This is a genomic window from Prosthecobacter sp. Pr1, from assembly GCF_057652315.1.
The window spans coordinates 21,293-38,182 of the sequence record NZ_JBYFBS010000011.1; the positions used below are offsets into that span (position 1 = coordinate 21,293).

Consider the following 16,890-nt stretch of genomic DNA (forward strand, 5'->3'; position numbering starts at 1 on the left):
GAAGATCAGAAGCGGAGAAGCTGCGCAGCCGCGAAGCGAATCTCCGCGCTCCCTTCGAGAGCTTTCTGCGCTGAAACCCTTGTGAGGGTGGAGTGGAGGCGAGGGCGGGAATTGAACCCGCGCATACCGGTTTTGCAGACCAGTGCATTACCACTTTGCTACCTCGCCGTTCTCGATGTCGAGAGCCGGGGACGGTAGGGGGGAATGGGGGGATGTCAAGAAGAGCGGAGTTGACGGTGGTTTACGGTCGTTGACGGTGGTTTACGGTCGTTGACGGTGGTTTACGGTCGTTGACGGTGGTTTACGGTCGTTGACGGTCGTTGACGGTCGTTGACGGTTGTTGACGGTTGTTTACAGTTGTTGGACCAGAATGGAAGAGCCGGAGGGTGGGGCGGAGGCGCGTTCTCAAGGGAGAAGCACCTGAATTCATGCGACTGGATTGTGGAACGGAGGGCAACAGGGGAGTTTATTCGGGAGCTGTTTGCACGAACTACGTTTCCAGATTCCGGCTAAAGCCGGGACTACAATACGTGCGCTGGCTGGTTTCAGGTTTGGGGCGATGCGGAGCTTCCAGAACGGGCTAGGATCCCGAACTACGTACTCAGAGGAGCCGAAAGAGTGCGTGGCTGCTATCCGGGAGGAATAGCTGCCAACTGCTCCTTTTTTACGACGCGCAGCGACTTCGAATCTCTGCGATAGCCCAGTGGGCGTGTTCGGAGATGAAGGGGTGGGGGCCGATCCTGGATGCTGGATTCTAGATGCTGGATTCCAGAGGGGGCAGGAATGCCCCGGTTACTGGGGGTGGGTGCGGGACTGGATCTCGGCGATGGCCCAGGCGGCATGTTCTGCGATCAGCGGGTGTTCGTCTTGGGCGGCTTGCTCGAGGGCGGGGAGGTCGGCGGGGGTGCCGGTGTTGCCGAGGGCGACGCAGACGTTGCGGAGGAAGGCGGGGCGTTTGATGCGCTTGATGGGGGATTTGGCGAAGAGGGCGCGGAAGGTGTCGTCTGTGAGGGAGAGGAAGTCGCGGAGGGTGTGCGCAAATATGGTGGCGCGGGCCTGGAAGGTGGCCTCATGGGAGGCCTGGGCGTGGCGGTTCCAGGGGCAGGCGTCGAGGCAGGTGTCGCAGCCGTAGATGCGATCGCCGATGGCGTGGCGGAATTCGAGGGGGATGGGGCCTTTGCTCTCGATGGTGAGGTAGGAGATGCAGCGGCGGGCGTCCATGCGACGGGGGGCGGTGATGGCCTGGGTGGGGCAGGCGGTGATGCAGCGGGTGCATTTGCCGCAGTGATCGGTGGCGGGGGTGTCCGGGGGGAGATCGAGGGTGGTGAGGATGTCTGCGAGGAAGAACCAGGTGCCGAGGTGGCGGTGGATCTGCATGGTGCTCTTGCCGCCCCAGCCGAGGCCGGATTCGCTGGCGAAGTCGCGCTCGAGGACGGGGCCGGTGTCGACGTAGGGGCGCTGGGTGCCGCCGTGGGCGGTGAGGAAGTCTGCGAGGGTGCGGAGCTTGGCCTCGATGAGGTCGTGGTAGTCGTTGTTCCAGGCGTAGCGGGCGACTCGATACTGGGGGCTGGATGCTGGGGGCTGGATGCTGGGGGCGGAGGGGGGCGCGGAGGGAGTGGGTGTGGCGGGGGTTCCGGAGCCGGTAGGATACCGGCGCTCCCAGTCCGGAGGGGTGGGATAGGCGGTGCCGCCTTGGTAGTAGTTGAGGGCGAGGACGATGACGGATTTGGCGCCGGGGAGGACGAGGGTGGGATCGGTGCGGCGCTCGGGGTTGCGGGCGAGCCAGGCCATGTCGCCGTGTTTGCCTTCGGCGAGCCACTGCTGGAAGAGGGCGCGATGGGCGGCGGGCTGGGCGGGGGCGATGCGGCAGTCGTCAAAGCCGAGGGCGCGGGCCTGGGCGATGAGGGCGGACTTGAGGGCGGCGGGGGACACGGGGGAAGTCGGAGGCGGAGTTTACGGTGGTTGACGGTGGCTGAACTGTTGTTGACGGTTGTTTGGGGAGAGGGGCTGGGGGGTGGCGCGAGAGCTTTGAGGTGAGTTCGTTTGCCTGCTGGTCCTCGGCGCTGAGGGGAAGACTGAAAACTGAGAACTGAAAATTGGCGGAGCCGATAGCAGGGGGTGCTGGGTGTGGCGGGGAGTGACTGAGGCACTGATGTTAAACCGCAGAGACTGGACGGACGCAGAGATTTACTGACGGGAGCGGGAAGACGGGCTGATTTTACACCGCAGAGTTTGGAACGTCGCAGAGAAATGGCCTGAGTCGTTGAGCTGCCTTTGGGCTGGGGTGGCGCGAGAGCTTCGGGGTGAGTTCGTTGGCCTGCTGGTCCCTCGGCGCTGGGGGAGGACTGAAAACTGGGAACTGAAAATTGGCGGAGCCGATAGCAGGGGGGGCTGGGTGTGGCGAAGGGACTGATATGGGAGCTATGTGACCTGCAGGAGAGCTGGGCGAGTTTACGGCAACGCTGGCGAGCTGGCTAGTGATTCACGGGCGCACTGGCTTGCCGAATGCGGGGCTTTGGGAGGTGTTTGAAAATGCGCGATATCGCTGGCTGAGCTCCGTCAGGTTTGGGTGTGGCGGCGCTTTGTGTCACCGCTACGCGGTTCCACGACCTTGGGTGGGATGGGTTGATGCGGTTCCGTGGGCTGGCACCCAAGGCTACGGTTGTGCCAGCGCTACGCGCTTTCGGAGGAGAGGGCTTGGAGGACTTGTGGGGCGCTGTGGCAAGTGTCCGGCGTTGGCTGGCTTTCTACGCTGCAAGGACGGCGTGCGTTTTTGTGCGCCTGCGACGGCGATAGACCCGAAAATTCGGACCTGCGCAGCGGTTCCCTACCGGCGCTGGGGTTGGCGGATTGCGGGTGTGTTTGAGAGTGTCACGTGGGGACACAAAGGACGGAAGGGACTGCGAGGTGTTTGGGGGCTGTCGCTCTTACTTTCCGCCGGGGGGCATGAGGGCTTGGATCTGGTGGTCGATGACGGTGAAGGATTCGGCGAGGGTGCGGAGGCGGTCGACGTGGGTGGATTGCTCGCGCTCGAGGTGGGCGGCGTTGGCCTGGGCGGGATTGAGGGTGTCGAGGAACTTGGTGAAGGAGGCGGTGACGTCTTCGGTGACCTGCTTGGAGAGCATCTCGCGGAGGGTGGCGGAGGATTCTTCGAGCTTGTCGAGGATGGAATTGCGGGCGTTGGCGAGGCGGATCTGGGTGAGGAGGTAGACGACGCCGAGGAGGAGGAGGCCGGCGCCGAGGGCGATGGCGGCGCTGGTGAGATCGTCCAACCAACCGCAGAGGGCGGTGCCGATGATGATGGGGATGATGAGGCGGGGGAGCCAGCGGGCGGTGACGCGGGCGCTTTCGAGGCCGGGCTCGATGTCTTCATCGAGCTTGAGGCCGATGACGAAGCGGCGGAGGGAGGAGTCCACATGGGTGCCGAAGCGGCGGCGGAGCTCGCTTTCTTCTTCGCCGTAGTCATGGGAGGGGAGGACGACATCCGGGGGGAAGAGGATGCCACGGCCCTGGGCGTAGAGGAAGCGCTCGAACTGATGGACGTCTTCTTCGAGGACGAGGCTGACCTGACGCCAGCGGTCGCCGGTGCGGTGCTGGAGCTCCTGAAAGAGGCGGTGATCGAGGCTCTGAGGGCGGGCTCCGTTTTCGGCTTCGTCTTCCTCGGCTTCTTTGCGCTGAAAGGCTTTGCGGGTGGTGAGGGCATCGCTGGCGAGGCCGGCGACGCGCATGACGGACTCGTGGTAGTCGCGCTCGGTGGCATCGAGGGCGGGGAGGATTTTTTTCAGGGTGCGGTCGACCTGGAGTTCGCGCTCGGTTTGGAGTTCCTGGAGGACGACGGTCTTGCGCTTGGCCTGCTGCATGGTGGCCGTGTGGCGCGCGCGCATTTCATCGAGGATCTGGCGCGCGAGGCGCATGGTGCTGGCGAGCTTGTTGAGGCGGGCGGCATTGTGGCGGACGATGGAGGAGATGTGGGCCTCCAGGGCGTGGAAGCCGCTGTCCTGCAGGAGGCGCTCGCGCTCGATGCCGGCATTGCGGGCGAGGAAGGCTTTTTTGGCGGAGACGGCGTAGAGGGGGAAATCACGGCCAAAGCGCTGGCGCGTGAGCTGGCCCATGTAGTCGGTGATGACCTGGATCTCCTCGGGGCTGCGGAGATCGCTCTGCTGAAGGACGAAGATGACGTGGCGCATCCACTCGCGGTGGACTTTTTCCAAGAACTGCCAGGCGGAGGCGCCCCAGGGGTTCATGGCGGAGAAGACGAAGATGACGAGATCTGCGATGGGGACGAAGCGCTCGGTGATGAGCTGGTGCTCGTTTTCGACGGAGTTGGTGCCGGGGGTGTCGACGATGTGGAAGTCGCGGAGGAAATCGACGGGGGCGTAGACTTCATCCAGCGTGGGGGTGACGGGGACGACGCTGTGCTCCTCGCCATGGCGGAAGAAGAGGATCTTGCCGGTGGTGGGGACGACGCCGGTGCTGGAGAAATCCTGGCCGAAGAGGGCGTTGAGGAAGGTGGATTTGCCGACATTGACCTCGCCGACGACGACGAAGACGAAGGGTTCCTTGAGGGAGGCGATGAGATTGTCCAGGATGGCGGCGGATTCGCTGTCGCCGCCGGATTCACGCAGGGCTGCGGCCAGAGCCAGCAGGTCTGTGCCAATCCGTGAACGCAGTTCGAAATAGTCGTCGCCAATCATGAGGGGGGTGATGCAAAGTGTCGCGTGGTCACCGCACCGCAACCTTGCAGCACAGGTTTCCACTTATCGCAGCGTGGGGTGGGTGCAGATGTAAATGGAGTTTGTGAGGTGGAGTCCAGACCGCACACGCCGCGATGGGTGACGCGGGGGCTGGGGGAGGTGGAGGGAGCGCTGGTCGACAGGCAAGAGTGCCTGTCGTACTTTCCGGAGGCGGCAGAGGGCTTTGCACGTTTCTCTTTTCACTTCAAGCTCCCGGCACTACAGAGCAGGTCTTGACTGATCCGACTCCAGGCAGCGAACCTGCACACGCACGGCCCAAGCCGTGGTGGCTGTGGCCGCACGTGCTGAGCCTGGAGGCGCCAGTGGTGGCGGTGCTGTGGCAGGCGGCGCTGGCGCATGCGCATGGCATCCGGCTGACACCGCTCATGAATTTGGGGCTCGGGCTGGCGTGCTGGGTGGTTTATCTGCTGGACCGGACGCTGGATACGCTGGCGGTGAAAAATGTGGCGGAGCTGGATGTGCGGCATCAGTTTTACCACCGACACCGCCGTGTGCTGCTGCTGGGTGTGCTGCCGCCGGCGCTGCTGCTGCTGGGGTGGATGGCGCTGTATGTGATTCCCGAAGGCGTGCTGTGGCAGGCGGTGAGCCTGGCGCTGCTGGTGGCGCTGTATCTTGCCTCGTGGTCTGCGCAGGGCAGCCGTTTGTCGCGGGATGTGTTTGTGTCGTGCGCGGGGATGGGGGGGATCATGCTGATCTCGCGCATGCCGATTGCGAGCGGGTCGAAGTTTGCGCTGAGTCTGTTTGTGCTGGGGGTGATGGCGCTGTCTTTTCTGCGGCAGCTGGACATCCGCATGGGGAATGTGCTGCCGAAGGAGATGACTGCGGCGCTGCTGTTTGCGATGGGGTGCACGACGAGCACGCGGTTTTTTGCCATGCCAGAGACGATTGCGGAGCCGGTGCTGGAGTGTGTGCTGCTGACGCTGCTGTTTGCGTGCAATCTGCACGGCATCACCTGCCGCGAGGCCGGATTGCAGGATGACCGCAAGCACACGCGGCTGGTGCTGGGCACGCTGTTTTTTACGCTGGCGGTGCTGTGGGAAATCGAGCTGGGCGCGCTGGAGCACACGCTGCTGGGGCCTGCCCGCGCGGCGCTGGGTGCGGTGGTGCTGCACGCCGGGGTGCAGGGGCTGCGGCGTCGGTTTTCAGCAGACGCTTACCGGGTGCTGGCGGACCTGGCGCTGATCGTGCCGCTGCCACTGGCGTGGTGGTGAAAAGGGTGAGGTAAAGAGCTGCCACAGTGAGGTGTCGTGACGGACGCCACAGAGGTCTGCGAGCGGGTTTCAAACGAGGTTGAAGAGAGGGGAATGAAGGACTATGGCGAAAATCCCCCCCTCCCTTAAAGCGCCCCGCGCGCGTTCCGAAAAAGCCCCATGTCAGTCGTCTTGCGTCTTCGTCGTCTCGTACCTGCCTTCTCCGCCCTCAGCCTCCTGCTTGCCCAAACCACCGCATCTGCGGCGGTACTGGTGTATGCCGACGTGGATGGCACTGCCAACTGGAACACTTCTGAGCAAGCGTGGACCAATACCGGCACGCCGAGTGTGTGGATCTCCACCAGCAGCGCGGAGTTTTCGAATGGCAACAGCGCCAATGTGCTGACGCTGACCGAGGCGATCAATGCTGAGTCCATCACGCAGTCGGGAGCGGGAACGAAGACGAGCATCGGCGGCAGCGGTTTGACGCTCACACTTTCTGGTGGTGGTGCGAATCCTGTGGTGGCCAACAGCAGCGGAGCGGACCTCACGTTTGCCTCCGGACTAACGATTCAGCAGAATCCGACCACCGCAGGGGCGGCGCAACGGTGGAATGCGGCGGCGGGCTCCAACATCATCGTCAATGCCACGCTGAGCGGTGCGCTGACGGGCGGCTTGATCAAGGAGGGCGCAGGCGTGCTGCAGCTCAACGCGACCAACAACTACTCGGGCGCCACCTATCTCAGCGCAGGCGTGCTGCAGGTGGGGAATGCCACCGCGCTAGGGACCAGCACGCTGACGTTTCAGGGCGGCACGCTGCGCTACGGCGCGGCCATCAGCGGCGGTTTGTCCACTCAGTTTGCCGCGCTTTCGGGCAGCGCCGCCATTTTGGACACCCATGGGTTCGACATCACCCTCGGCAGCGCGGTCACGGGGACCGGCGGTTTGGTCAAGCAGGGCAGCGGCATCCTGACCACGACGGCGGGCAGCACCTACACGGGCGGCACCACGGTGGAGGCTGGCATTCTGCGCAGCGGGGCGGGCACAGGGGCCAATCCGTTTGGCGCCAATGGCAGCATGATCACGGTGAAAAACAGCGCCACACTGGACCTCAACTGGACCAATGCCGCCAACTACGCCTCCGCTTACCAGCTTACCATCGAGGGCAAGGGCGTGGCGGACACCTCGAACACGGTGTTTGGCGGTTACGTGGGCGCCTTGACCTCCTCCGGCACCTATAACAACACCTCCACCGCCTTTAGCAACATGCTGCTCACGGGAGATACCACCATCTCCGGCCGGATGGGCACCACCGGCCAGCGCTACGGCGTTCCGGCCAACATTGACGCCCGCGTGCGTGACTCCGGCGGCAACGTCATTGCCAATCAGTACTATACCCTCACCATCGTGAACGGCAATGCCATGAGCTGGCGCGGTGCCGCCGCCAACAATGTGTATGTGGGAGACATCCGGCTGGAGCAGAGCCGCGTGTGGGCGGACGCAGACAACTTCGGCGACAACAACTTCTCCCTCTACCTCAACGCCAACACTCTGAACGCCACCACCATCTGGGGCGAGCTGGGGAACTGGCTGGGCACCCGCACGGTGGCCAAGAAGACTGTCTTCAACGGCGGTCTGGTGGTGCTGGAAGGTTATCAAGGGTCCAGCTCGGGGAAGATCGACTACGGCACCGTCACCACGTTTACACTGAGCGGCCAGATGATGCTCAATGTCTCGGCGCTGGCCGACAACCGCATCTCCGCCACTTACTCGGTGCGTGATGCCAAGGTGACGGGCCAGATTACGGGGGCAGGCGGATTGCGCTACATCGGTGCCACGGCTGCGCTGACGGACTGGGACACCACGTATACCACCTCCACCACCATCAACCGCTACAGCGTGCTGTACCTCACCAACAGCGGCAATAACTTCACCGGCACCCTCAAGCTGGACAGCGGTGTCATCCGGATGTCCGACGGCACCGCCAGCGGTACGCTCGGCGGAGGCAGCAATGATTTCAGCTTCAACACCACCACGGCTCCCGCCATTCTGGATCTGTTTGGCACCAGCCAGAGCATCGGCGCATTGAATGGTGCCAGCGCCACGAACCACTTCGTGCAGAACAACCGGCAGAACACGACCTCCACCCTCACGGTGGGGAATGGTGGTGCCAGCGGCAACTTTGCCGGTGTGCTGCGTGACTACACCGCCCTGCCTGCTGACAACGCGGCCATCACCAATGAGGGTGCCACGAATGCCAAGCTCGCCTTGGTGAAGACCGGAGCTGGCCGGCAGATCCTGACGAACGTGAGCACCTACACGGGTGGCACCACCATCAACGGTGGCTCCTTGCAGATCGGCACCGGTGCCACCGGGCAGAGCACGGCACGTCTTGGCAATGGCTCCTTCACCGTTAACACTGGCGGCAGGCTGGAGGGCAACGGGATCATCGGCTTCACCGGGCTGACCAGCAGCGTGGCAACCGGCGGCACGCTCAGCATCGGCACCTTTAACCAGACCGGGCTGCAGTATCTCACCGTGGACGGCACGCTGAATGTGGCGGGCACGCTGTCGTTTGATCTGTGGGGCGTCAGCAGCGGCAGCGGCAGCCTAGCCAACAACGACTTCCTCACCTTTCTTACGGGCTCGTCCTTCAACCTTGGCAGCACGGGTGTGCTGGACATCACCGTCATGGCGGGTGCGGGAGACTCCACCACCTGGGCGTCGGGCACCTGGTTTCAGTTGTTTGATTTTGGCAATGTCGCGCTCGGAAACCGCAGCGTGGCACTGGACAACACGGCCAACTGGGTGCTGCCCGCGCTGAACAGCGGCCTGGTGGAGTGGGATTTCTCCCGTCTGGCCACGGAGGGCCGCATCTACGTGGTGGCCAAGGCGACCGCCCCGACTTTGGAATTTGATCCCGTCAAGTCCATCAGCGGCACGGCTGAGTGGAAGAACGACACGGGTTATCTTGCCTGGGACGACACCGACACCGCCGGCGTGTCGCTGCAGGCGTGGGTCACGGGTGCCAACGCCGTTTTCCAAAACGGTGCGTCGAACTCGCTCAACGTGGTCGAGAACATCTCCGCCAGCATCCTTTTCCAGTCTGCCACCGGCACCCTCACCACGATTGATTCCACCAATGGCAGCACGCTCACCCTCACCAGCAATAACCGTGTGGTGTCCAACACCAGCGGTGTGGCACTCACCTTTGGCAGCGGCCTCACGGTGGACCTCACCGGCACGGAGAAGGAATGGTATGCAGACGCCACCTCGCCCATCGTGGTGAACGGTGTCATCACCGGAGCCGTGGGCAGTTATGTGAGTGGCACCGTCACCGGCGGGCTGATCAAGAGCGGCGATGGAGTGCTGGAGCTGCGCGGAACGAACACCTACAGCGGTGTCACCCGTCTGCAGGGTGGTGCGGTGCTCGCCGTGGCTTCCGCCGCTTTTGGCACCAGCAAGGTGGTGTTTGAAGGAGGCACGCTGCGCTATGGTGCGGCCATCACCGGCGGGTATGCCAGCCAGTTTGCCCCGCTGAACTATGGGGGCATGGCAAGGCTGGACACCAACGGCTTCAATGTGACGCTGGACACCGCGCTGAGCGGCAGCAGCGGCCTGACCAAGCTGGGCACCGGCATCCTCACGGTGGTCGCAGGCAGCAGCTACACAGGTGGCACTGTGGTGGAAGCTGGTATTTTGAAGAGCGGCGCCACGGCTGCCGCGGCAACCAATCCCTTTGGTGCCAACGGCTCGCAGATCACGATCAAGAATGGTGCCACGCTGGATGTGAACTGGGCTGACGCCACCAACTACGGCGGCTCCGCCAAGTACAACCTGTTCGTGGAAGGCAAAGGCGTGGCGGACAGCTCAGGAACCATCGCGGGTGGTTATGTGGGTGCCGTGGTTTCCTCCGGAGCTGCCAGCATGACGTCGTCACCGTTCAACCTGATCACGATGACCGGGGACACCACCTTTGCGGGCCGCTACGTGGGCACCGGCGCGCGCTGGGGCATCACCAACATCAATGCCAACGGCTACAACATCACCTTCGTCAATGCCAACGGCCTGAGCTGGGCGGTCAGCACCGCAGGCAACGCGCAGAACGTGCGGGACATCTACATCGAGCAGGCGCACGTTTATGCGGACAGCACCTTCTTTGGGGACGACAACTACAGCATCATCATCAATGCCAGCAAGCCCGGCTCCACCCTCTTCCGCGGCGAGCTGCGCCGGTACAGCAGCTCCGGCACCATCACCAAGAAGATCACGCTCAACGGCGGCATCGTGCAGTATGAAGGCGAGCCCGCCGGAGGACTTGTGCCACGCACCTTCACGCTTGCGGGGCAGGTGACGCTGATGGACAACAACGCCATCGCCGCCAACCGCTTCAACAGCGCCAACGTCAGCCGCGACATCAAGATCACCGGCAAGATCACCGGCACGGGTGGTTTTGAATACCAAGGCAGCACCGGCAGCTACAACTACAACGGAACCACCCTCACCGACCGCTACAGCGTGCTCACGCTGACCAACGCCGCCAACGACTTCACCGGAGCGGTGAACCTCATTCGCGGCGTCATCCGCATGTCCGATGGCGCGGCGAACGGCAGCCTGGGCGCGAGCAGCAATGCGTTCAACTTCACCACGGCGGCGAACATCAGTGTACTGGATTTGTTTGGCACGAGCCAAAGCATCGGCGCGCTGAACGGCACCAGCGCCACCAACCACTTTGTGCAGAACAACCGCGCCAGCACCACGGCCACCCTGACGGTGGGCAATGGCGGTGCGAGCGGCAGCTTCGCCGGTGTGCTACGCGACTACGGCGCGCTGCCTGCAGGCAATGCCTCCATGAACGAGTCCACCTACACGGGCGACGGTGCCACGGGAGCGAAGCTGGCGCTGGTCAAGACCGGTGCTGGCACGCAGGTGCTCACCGGTGTGAACACCTTCAGCGGCGGCACGGTGGTGAATGGTGGTGTGCTGCAGGTGGGCAGCGGCAACACCGGGCAGAGCACCGCCACTCTGGGCACTGGCGGATTCACCGTCAACAATGGTGGCGTGCTTGCCGGCAACGGCAGCGTGGGTGTGGCAGGCACGCTGAACGTGGTGAACGTGGGCGGCACCCTGGCTCCGGGAACGAGCACGGAGACGGCTGCGCAACGGCTGGACATCTACGGCGGCCTCACGAGCAGCGGCATGCTGGGCTTTGAGCTGTTCAGCGTGACCCTCGGTACTGGCAGCGTGAACAACAGCAACTCGCTGAAGTTCTTTTCCAACGAGCAGATCACGCTGGGCGGCACGCTGGCCGTAAGCAACAACACCGGCACCGCCTCCAGCACCTGGACGGCAGGCACGTGGTTCCAGCTGGTGGACTGGAATGTCGTCTCGACTGGAAACCGCAGCGTGAACTTCACCGACATCAGCTTCCTGCCCACCCTGGCGGGCGGGCTGCAGTGGGATGTCAGCCAGTTCGCCACTGATGGACGCATCTACGTGGTGGTGCCGGAGCCGGGGCGCGCGGTGCTGCTGATGATGGGGATGATGCTTTGCGCTGTGCGCCGGCGACGTGGTCGCTGCGCATGAGGTTCAAAAAGATGCGAGGTCAGGAGGCGTCAACTTCGTGAAGGAGGAGCGATGGCCGCAGATGGACTTCGGAATCGCGTGTGTTTGCGGCGTGCTGCGGACTCGGAGGTCCAGGAGCGTTTTCTTCCTCGGAGTGATGGATGAATGAGAAAGCGCTGGCCGACAGACAAGAGTGTCTGTCGTACTCGACGCATGCAACCCGCCGGGAGCGAGTCACTCTGCTTTCCCCCGAACGCTTGATTAATTCAGAACCACGTGGACATCTTTCGGCCTTCTGCATGGTTGGATGAGTTCATGACGTCTTGTGTCATGTTCTGATCATCCTATGAAATCACTGCTCGCCGTCATCACCCTGTTTGTTCTCCCTTCGCTGCTCAGCGCCGCAGACACGCCCACCGAGCTCTTTAAGCAGGGGGTGGATTTTTTCTTTGCGGCGAAGCCGAAGGAGTCGGTGGCGGCTTTTGACAAGCTTATCGCGCTGGCACCGGAGTCGAAACCGCAGCTTTGGCAGCGTGGGCTTTCGCTGTATTATGCGGGTGATTTCAAAGGGGGGCGCGAGCAGTTTGAGGTGCACCAAACGGTGAACGGCAACGACGTCGAGAATGCCGCGTGGCATTTCCTTTGCATTGCGAAAGGGGAGGGCGTGGAGGCGGCGAGGAAGGTCTTCATTCCCATCGAAGGCGACAGCCGCATCCCGATGAAGCAGGTGCATGAGCTGTTTGCGGGGAAAGGCAGCGAGGAGGCCGTGCTGAAAGCCGCCGAGGAGGGCGACGGTGAGCGCCTGCGCAATCATCGGTGCTACGCGCATTTGTATCTGGGCTTGTATTTCGAAGCGATCGGCGAAGACGCGAAGGCGAAAGCACACATGCTCAAAGCCGCGAAGGATTTCTCCATGGACCACTACATGGGGCGTGTGGCGCAGGTGCATGTGAAGATCCGTGGGTGGGAGTGAGCGGGGCTCCATGCCCTCTTCCTCCCTTGGTATTTCGGCACACTTGCGCCTCTCTTGCGCATCATTGTGCCTGTCTTGGCAGAATGGCCTGCGGGCGTAACATGGCCCGCTCTTGCATGGTAGATTTGGATGTAACCCACTGAATCCGCACCATGAAAATGCATCGTCTCTGCTCCGGCAATCACAGCAATCTCTTCACGACCCCTCAGGGCCGGCGTGATTTCCTGCAGGTGGGAGCCATGGCGGGGCTGGGCCTCACGCTGCCGAATTTGCTCAAGCTACAGGCGGCAGATCTCGCGATGCCGGCGGTGGAGAGCTACAAGCCCATCGCGACTTCGATCATCCACATCTATCTGCCGGGCGGCATGGCGCAGCATGAGTCTTGGGATCCGAAGCCGTTTGCTTCGCCGGATTACCGCGGGCCATTCAATCCCATCAAAGGTGTGACGGGCGAATTCGTGGGCGGACAGTTTGCGAACATCGCCAAGATCTTGGACAAGATCACGCTGATCCGCTCCGTGACGCATGGGGAGGCGGCGCATGAGCGCGGGACGCACAACATGTTTACCGGCTACCGCCCGAGCCCAGCCATCAAGTTCCCGAGCTTCGGCTCCATCATTTCGCACGAGCAGGGACCGCGCAACAACCTGCCACCTTATGTGGCCGTGCCGAACATGATCGCGCCGGATCAAGGCAGCGGGTATATGAGCAGCGCCTTCGGCCCGTTTGCTCTGGGCAGCGATCCTGCAGACAAGGGATTCACGGTGCGCGATCTCGCCGCGCCGAAGGAGATCGATGCGAAGCGCTTTGACCGCCGCCGCAACCTGCTCTCCGCCGTGGACGAGCACTTCCGCACCACCGAGAAATCGGACGGCCTCAGCGCCATGGACAATTTCTACCAGGCTGCGTACAAGCTCATCAGCTCTGACAAAGCCCGCGAGGCCTTCAACCTCAACGCCGAGCCCGACAAGCTGCGCGATGAGTACGGCCGCAATGCCGCCGGTCAGCGCTTCCTGCTCTCCCGCCGCCTCGTGGAAGCCGGTGTGCGCATGGTGTCCGTGAACTACGGCAGCTGGGATCACCACTCCAACATCAAGGGTGCCTTTGAAAGCCAGGCTCCGCAGTTTGATGTGGCCTTTGCACGCCTGATCAAGGACCTCGATGAACGCGGCATGCTGGACACCACGCTGGTGCTTGTGAGTTCTGAATTTGGCCGCACGCCGCGCATCAACAGCACGAACGGTCGCGACCACTATCCGCGCGTCTTCTCCGTGGCCATGGCCGGTGGCGGTATCAAGAAAGGTTTTGTTTACGGCAAGTCCGACGCCCTGGGTGGCGAGCCGGATGAAAACCCCGTAGGCCCCGAAGATCTTGCCCGCACGATGTACCGCCTGCTCGGCATCAACGCCAGCAAGCGCATCATCGTCGAAAACGTGCGTCCCGTGGACATCGTGAACGGCGGTCGGTTGATCAATGAAGTGATCGCGTAAGTGGAAGGATCCGATGATTGGGTTCACCCGGGGCATCTTGCTCCGGGTGGTTTCCGTATGCGCTGAAGAGATCAAAATTGCGGAATCCGCAATCCTCCGCTTTCCTCGGCATCAAAACTGCGCATTCTCCATGCGGTTCGGATTTGAACCTACATGGAAGCAGTCAACATTCAGTTTGCCCCCGCGACTGGCACCGAGGAAGAATGGAACGAGGCGTATGCGCGCCTCGCCGATTACTTCCGTTCGTACCAGCTTCACAACCGCATCCGCCGTACGCAGCTTATTCTCGAAACCCTGCGCAACGCCGCCAAGGCCCATGCGAAGGATCCTTCGCGGACGCCGACGGCACACTCGATCGAGCAGGCGCGGTTCATGCTGCGCGAGTGGCTGGGCTCGATCTACAGCGATCTCAATCTCAATGAAGCGCAGCTGGAAGCCACGGGGCGGCTGGGCTTCCACCTCGCCGGCGGACCTTCGCGCTGGCCGCAGTTTTTCCTCGATGAACAGAACATGCCCGATGACATGGCGGAGGCCATGCGATCCGCCATTCGTACCTCCGGCCCCGGGATGCAGGTGAGCAAGATGACTCCACGTGACATCGACCTGGGCATGTTCACCGATGTGGCGGACGACACCTTTGACCGCCTCGGCCGCCATCCCATCCTGCGCTACTCGGTGCTTGTCATCATCGTGGGCAGCGTGCTGGGCTACCTTTACTCCCTCTTCGGATGAGCGCACCCATTGGCAGCCAGACCGCGAACATCGCGATGACCGCCGGGATGCCGCCCAAGCACATCTCGCGCACGCGTCGCGCCACGTTTTTCTCCCTTGTCGGCCTGGGCACCATCGTGGGTGCGTGGCTGTCCTACATTTTCCTTTCGGAAAACGGCATGCGGCTTTCAGAGTGGGGGCTGCTGCTGGTGTTCATCCCGCTGTACTACCAGCTCAATGTGGGCTTCTGGACGGCGCTCTTCGGCGTGTGGCTGATGAACCGCCCGAAGCCGGACTCGCTTAGCCTGTGGCTTTCCCTGACGGCGGAAGACTACGAGCAGCCCATCACGGCCAGCACCGCGATCATCATGCCGGTGTTCAATGAGGATGTGACGCGCGTGTATGAAGGCCTGCGCTCCATCTACCTCTCGCTGGAGGCCACGGGACAGGCGGCGAATTTCGACTTTTTCATCCTGAGCGACTCCGACAAGGCGAGCCAGTGGATCGAGGAAGAAACCGCGTGGCTGGAGCTCTGCAGGCAGCTCAAGGCGTTTGGCCGCATCTTCTACCGCCGCCGCCGCAAGCAGATCAACCGCAAGAGCGGCAACGTCTCCGACTTCTGCCGCCGCTGGGGCAAGCGCTACCGCTACATGGTGGTGCTGGATGCGGACAGCCTGATGTCCGGCGCGCTGCTCACCAGCCTGGTGCGCATCATGGAGAAGAATCCGGGCATCGGCATCGTGCAGACGTTTCCGAAGCAGATCGCGGCAGACACTCTGCTGGGGCGCGTGATGCAGTTTGCGCAGGCGCTTTACGGTCCGCCCTTCATGGCGGGGCTGGACTACTGGCAGTGCGGCGAGGCGAACTTCTGGGGGCACAACGCCATCCTGCGTCTTGCGCCGTTCATCGAGCACTGTGCGCTGCCGCCGCTGCCTGCCAATGCGCCCTTCGGCGGGCACATTCTCAGCCATGACTTTGTGGAGGCTGCGCTCATGCGCAAAGCCGGCTACGCTGTAAGGCTGCTGCCCACCACGCGTGGCAGCTATGAAGAAGGGCCGCCCACGCTGGTGGACATGCTCAAGCGTGACCGCCGCTGGTGCCAGGGCAACATGCAGCACCTCTGGCTGCTGTTTGCCAAAGGCTGGCACCCGATGAGCCGGATCAATTTCCTGCACGGCATCCTCAGCTACGTGAGCTCGCTGCTGTGGTTTCTGTTCCTTGTGCTGGCGACCCTGCTGGCCGCCACGCCGACGCCGCACGTGCAGCCGCAGGCCATCCTGGCCGAGCACATTCTGCTGGCCGTCACGGCGATGCTGATCTTCCTGCCGAAGACGGTGATCCTGCTGGATGAAGTCATCACAGGACGCATGTTTAAGCCGCTGAAACTGCGCCTGCTGACGTTTATCAGCAGCCTGCTGGACACGGTGGTCTTCACGCTCATGGCGCCGGTGCTGATGATCTTCCATTCGCGCTTCGTCGTTTACACCATCGTGGGCAAAAGCGTGAGCTGGGTGACCCAGCGCCGCAAGATCGACGGCGGCATCAATTGGAGCGAGATCATCTTCACCTTCCTCAGCGTGACGCTGCTGGGCCTTGCGTGGGGGGTGATCGGCTGGTTTGTCTCGAAGGCGTTCCTGATCTGGATCAGCCCCATCCTGTTCTCCCTGGTCATTTCCATCCTCGTGGCGGCCATGGTTTCCAGCGGGCGGAGCGGACGGCGCCTGGGCCTCTTCCTCACGCCGGAGGAGCATGAGCCGCCGACGGTGCTGAAAAACATGCAGCAAAATTTGGAGGAGATCAAAGACCGCATCCAGCTCTCTCCTGAACTGGAGCGCCACTATGGTCTCATGCAGGTCTGTTTGGATCCCTACGTGAACGGTTTGCACGTCAGCCTGCTTCGCCGCCGCCGCACCATCGAGGTGTCATCCGCCTACCTCAAGGAGATCAGCCACCGTCTGATCACACAGGGGCCGCAGACGCTGAACGCGCAGGAGTTGAAGGCGCTGATGCATGACACGGACACCGTGACCAATCTGCACTACCGCATCTGGAGCGCCGCTGACCATGAGCTGGCTCCGTTCTGGGCCACGGCCATTCGCCAGTACAACCTTGCCTCCACCAGCCCGTTCGCCCACACTTTGGCGAAGCAGGAAGTGGAGTGAAGCGGAGTGGTGTGGTGTGAGTGTTTCAGATATCCTCCTGACAGT

The 16,890-nt window shown here is 62.7% G+C and carries 8 protein-coding genes and 1 tRNA gene; 6 read left to right on the forward strand and 3 right to left on the reverse strand.

Going from position 1 to position 16,890, the window contains the following annotated elements; all coding sequences use genetic code 11:
- Positions 1–93: 93 nt before the first annotated feature.
- The 3 genes from AC24GY_RS17765 to AC24GY_RS17775 all read right to left on the reverse strand — a co-directional run bounded on the left by AC24GY_RS17765 (position 94) and on the right by AC24GY_RS17775 (position 4,694).
- A tRNA-Cys gene (locus tag AC24GY_RS17765) sits at positions 94–168 on the reverse strand.
- A gap of 624 nt (positions 169–792) precedes the next feature.
- On the reverse strand, positions 793–1,932 hold the full coding sequence (gene queG / locus AC24GY_RS17770) for a tRNA epoxyqueuosine(34) reductase QueG (RefSeq protein ID WP_487685880.1): 1,140 nt from the start codon (positions 1,930–1,932) through the stop codon (positions 793–795).
- A gap of 995 nt (positions 1,933–2,927) precedes the next feature.
- Positions 2,928–4,694, reverse strand: a complete 1,767-nt coding sequence (locus AC24GY_RS17775; protein WP_487685883.1) for a dynamin family protein — start codon at positions 4,692–4,694, stop codon at positions 2,928–2,930.
- Between the two features lie 272 nt (positions 4,695–4,966).
- Here AC24GY_RS17775 and AC24GY_RS17780 point away from each other — a divergent pair, with 272 nt between their 5' ends.
- The 6 genes from AC24GY_RS17780 to mdoH all read left to right on the forward strand — a co-directional run bounded on the left by AC24GY_RS17780 (position 4,967) and on the right by mdoH (position 16,845).
- The gene (locus AC24GY_RS17780) at positions 4,967–5,965 is read left to right on the forward strand and encodes a hypothetical protein (RefSeq protein ID WP_487685886.1); all 999 of its coding nucleotides are present in this window, start codon (positions 4,967–4,969) and stop codon (positions 5,963–5,965) included.
- A 159-nt stretch (positions 5,966–6,124) separates the two neighbouring features.
- Positions 6,125–11,530 (forward strand): beta strand repeat-containing protein, encoded by a 5,406-nt coding sequence (locus tag AC24GY_RS17785; RefSeq protein WP_487685888.1) that lies wholly within the window; start codon positions 6,125–6,127, stop codon positions 11,528–11,530.
- 325 nt (positions 11,531–11,855) lie between these two features.
- Positions 11,856–12,482 (forward strand): tetratricopeptide repeat protein, encoded by a 627-nt coding sequence (locus AC24GY_RS17790; RefSeq protein WP_487685891.1) that lies wholly within the window; start codon positions 11,856–11,858, stop codon positions 12,480–12,482.
- A gap of 152 nt (positions 12,483–12,634) precedes the next feature.
- Positions 12,635–13,972, forward strand: coding sequence for a DUF1501 domain-containing protein (locus tag AC24GY_RS17795; RefSeq protein ID WP_487685894.1), 1,338 nt, complete (start codon positions 12,635–12,637; stop codon positions 13,970–13,972).
- A 153-nt stretch (positions 13,973–14,125) separates the two neighbouring features.
- Complete coding sequence (locus tag AC24GY_RS17800; RefSeq protein ID WP_422316112.1) at positions 14,126–14,704, forward strand: hypothetical protein; 579 nt, start codon at positions 14,126–14,128, stop codon at positions 14,702–14,704.
- Positions 14,701–16,845 carry a glucans biosynthesis glucosyltransferase MdoH gene (mdoH, locus tag AC24GY_RS17805; RefSeq protein ID WP_487685897.1) on the forward strand — a complete coding sequence of 715 codons (2,145 nt, stop codon included), beginning with the start codon at positions 14,701–14,703 and terminating at the stop codon, positions 16,843–16,845. The genes AC24GY_RS17800 and mdoH overlap by 4 nt, the downstream gene beginning before the upstream one ends.
- Positions 16,846–16,890 lie beyond the last annotated feature (45 nt).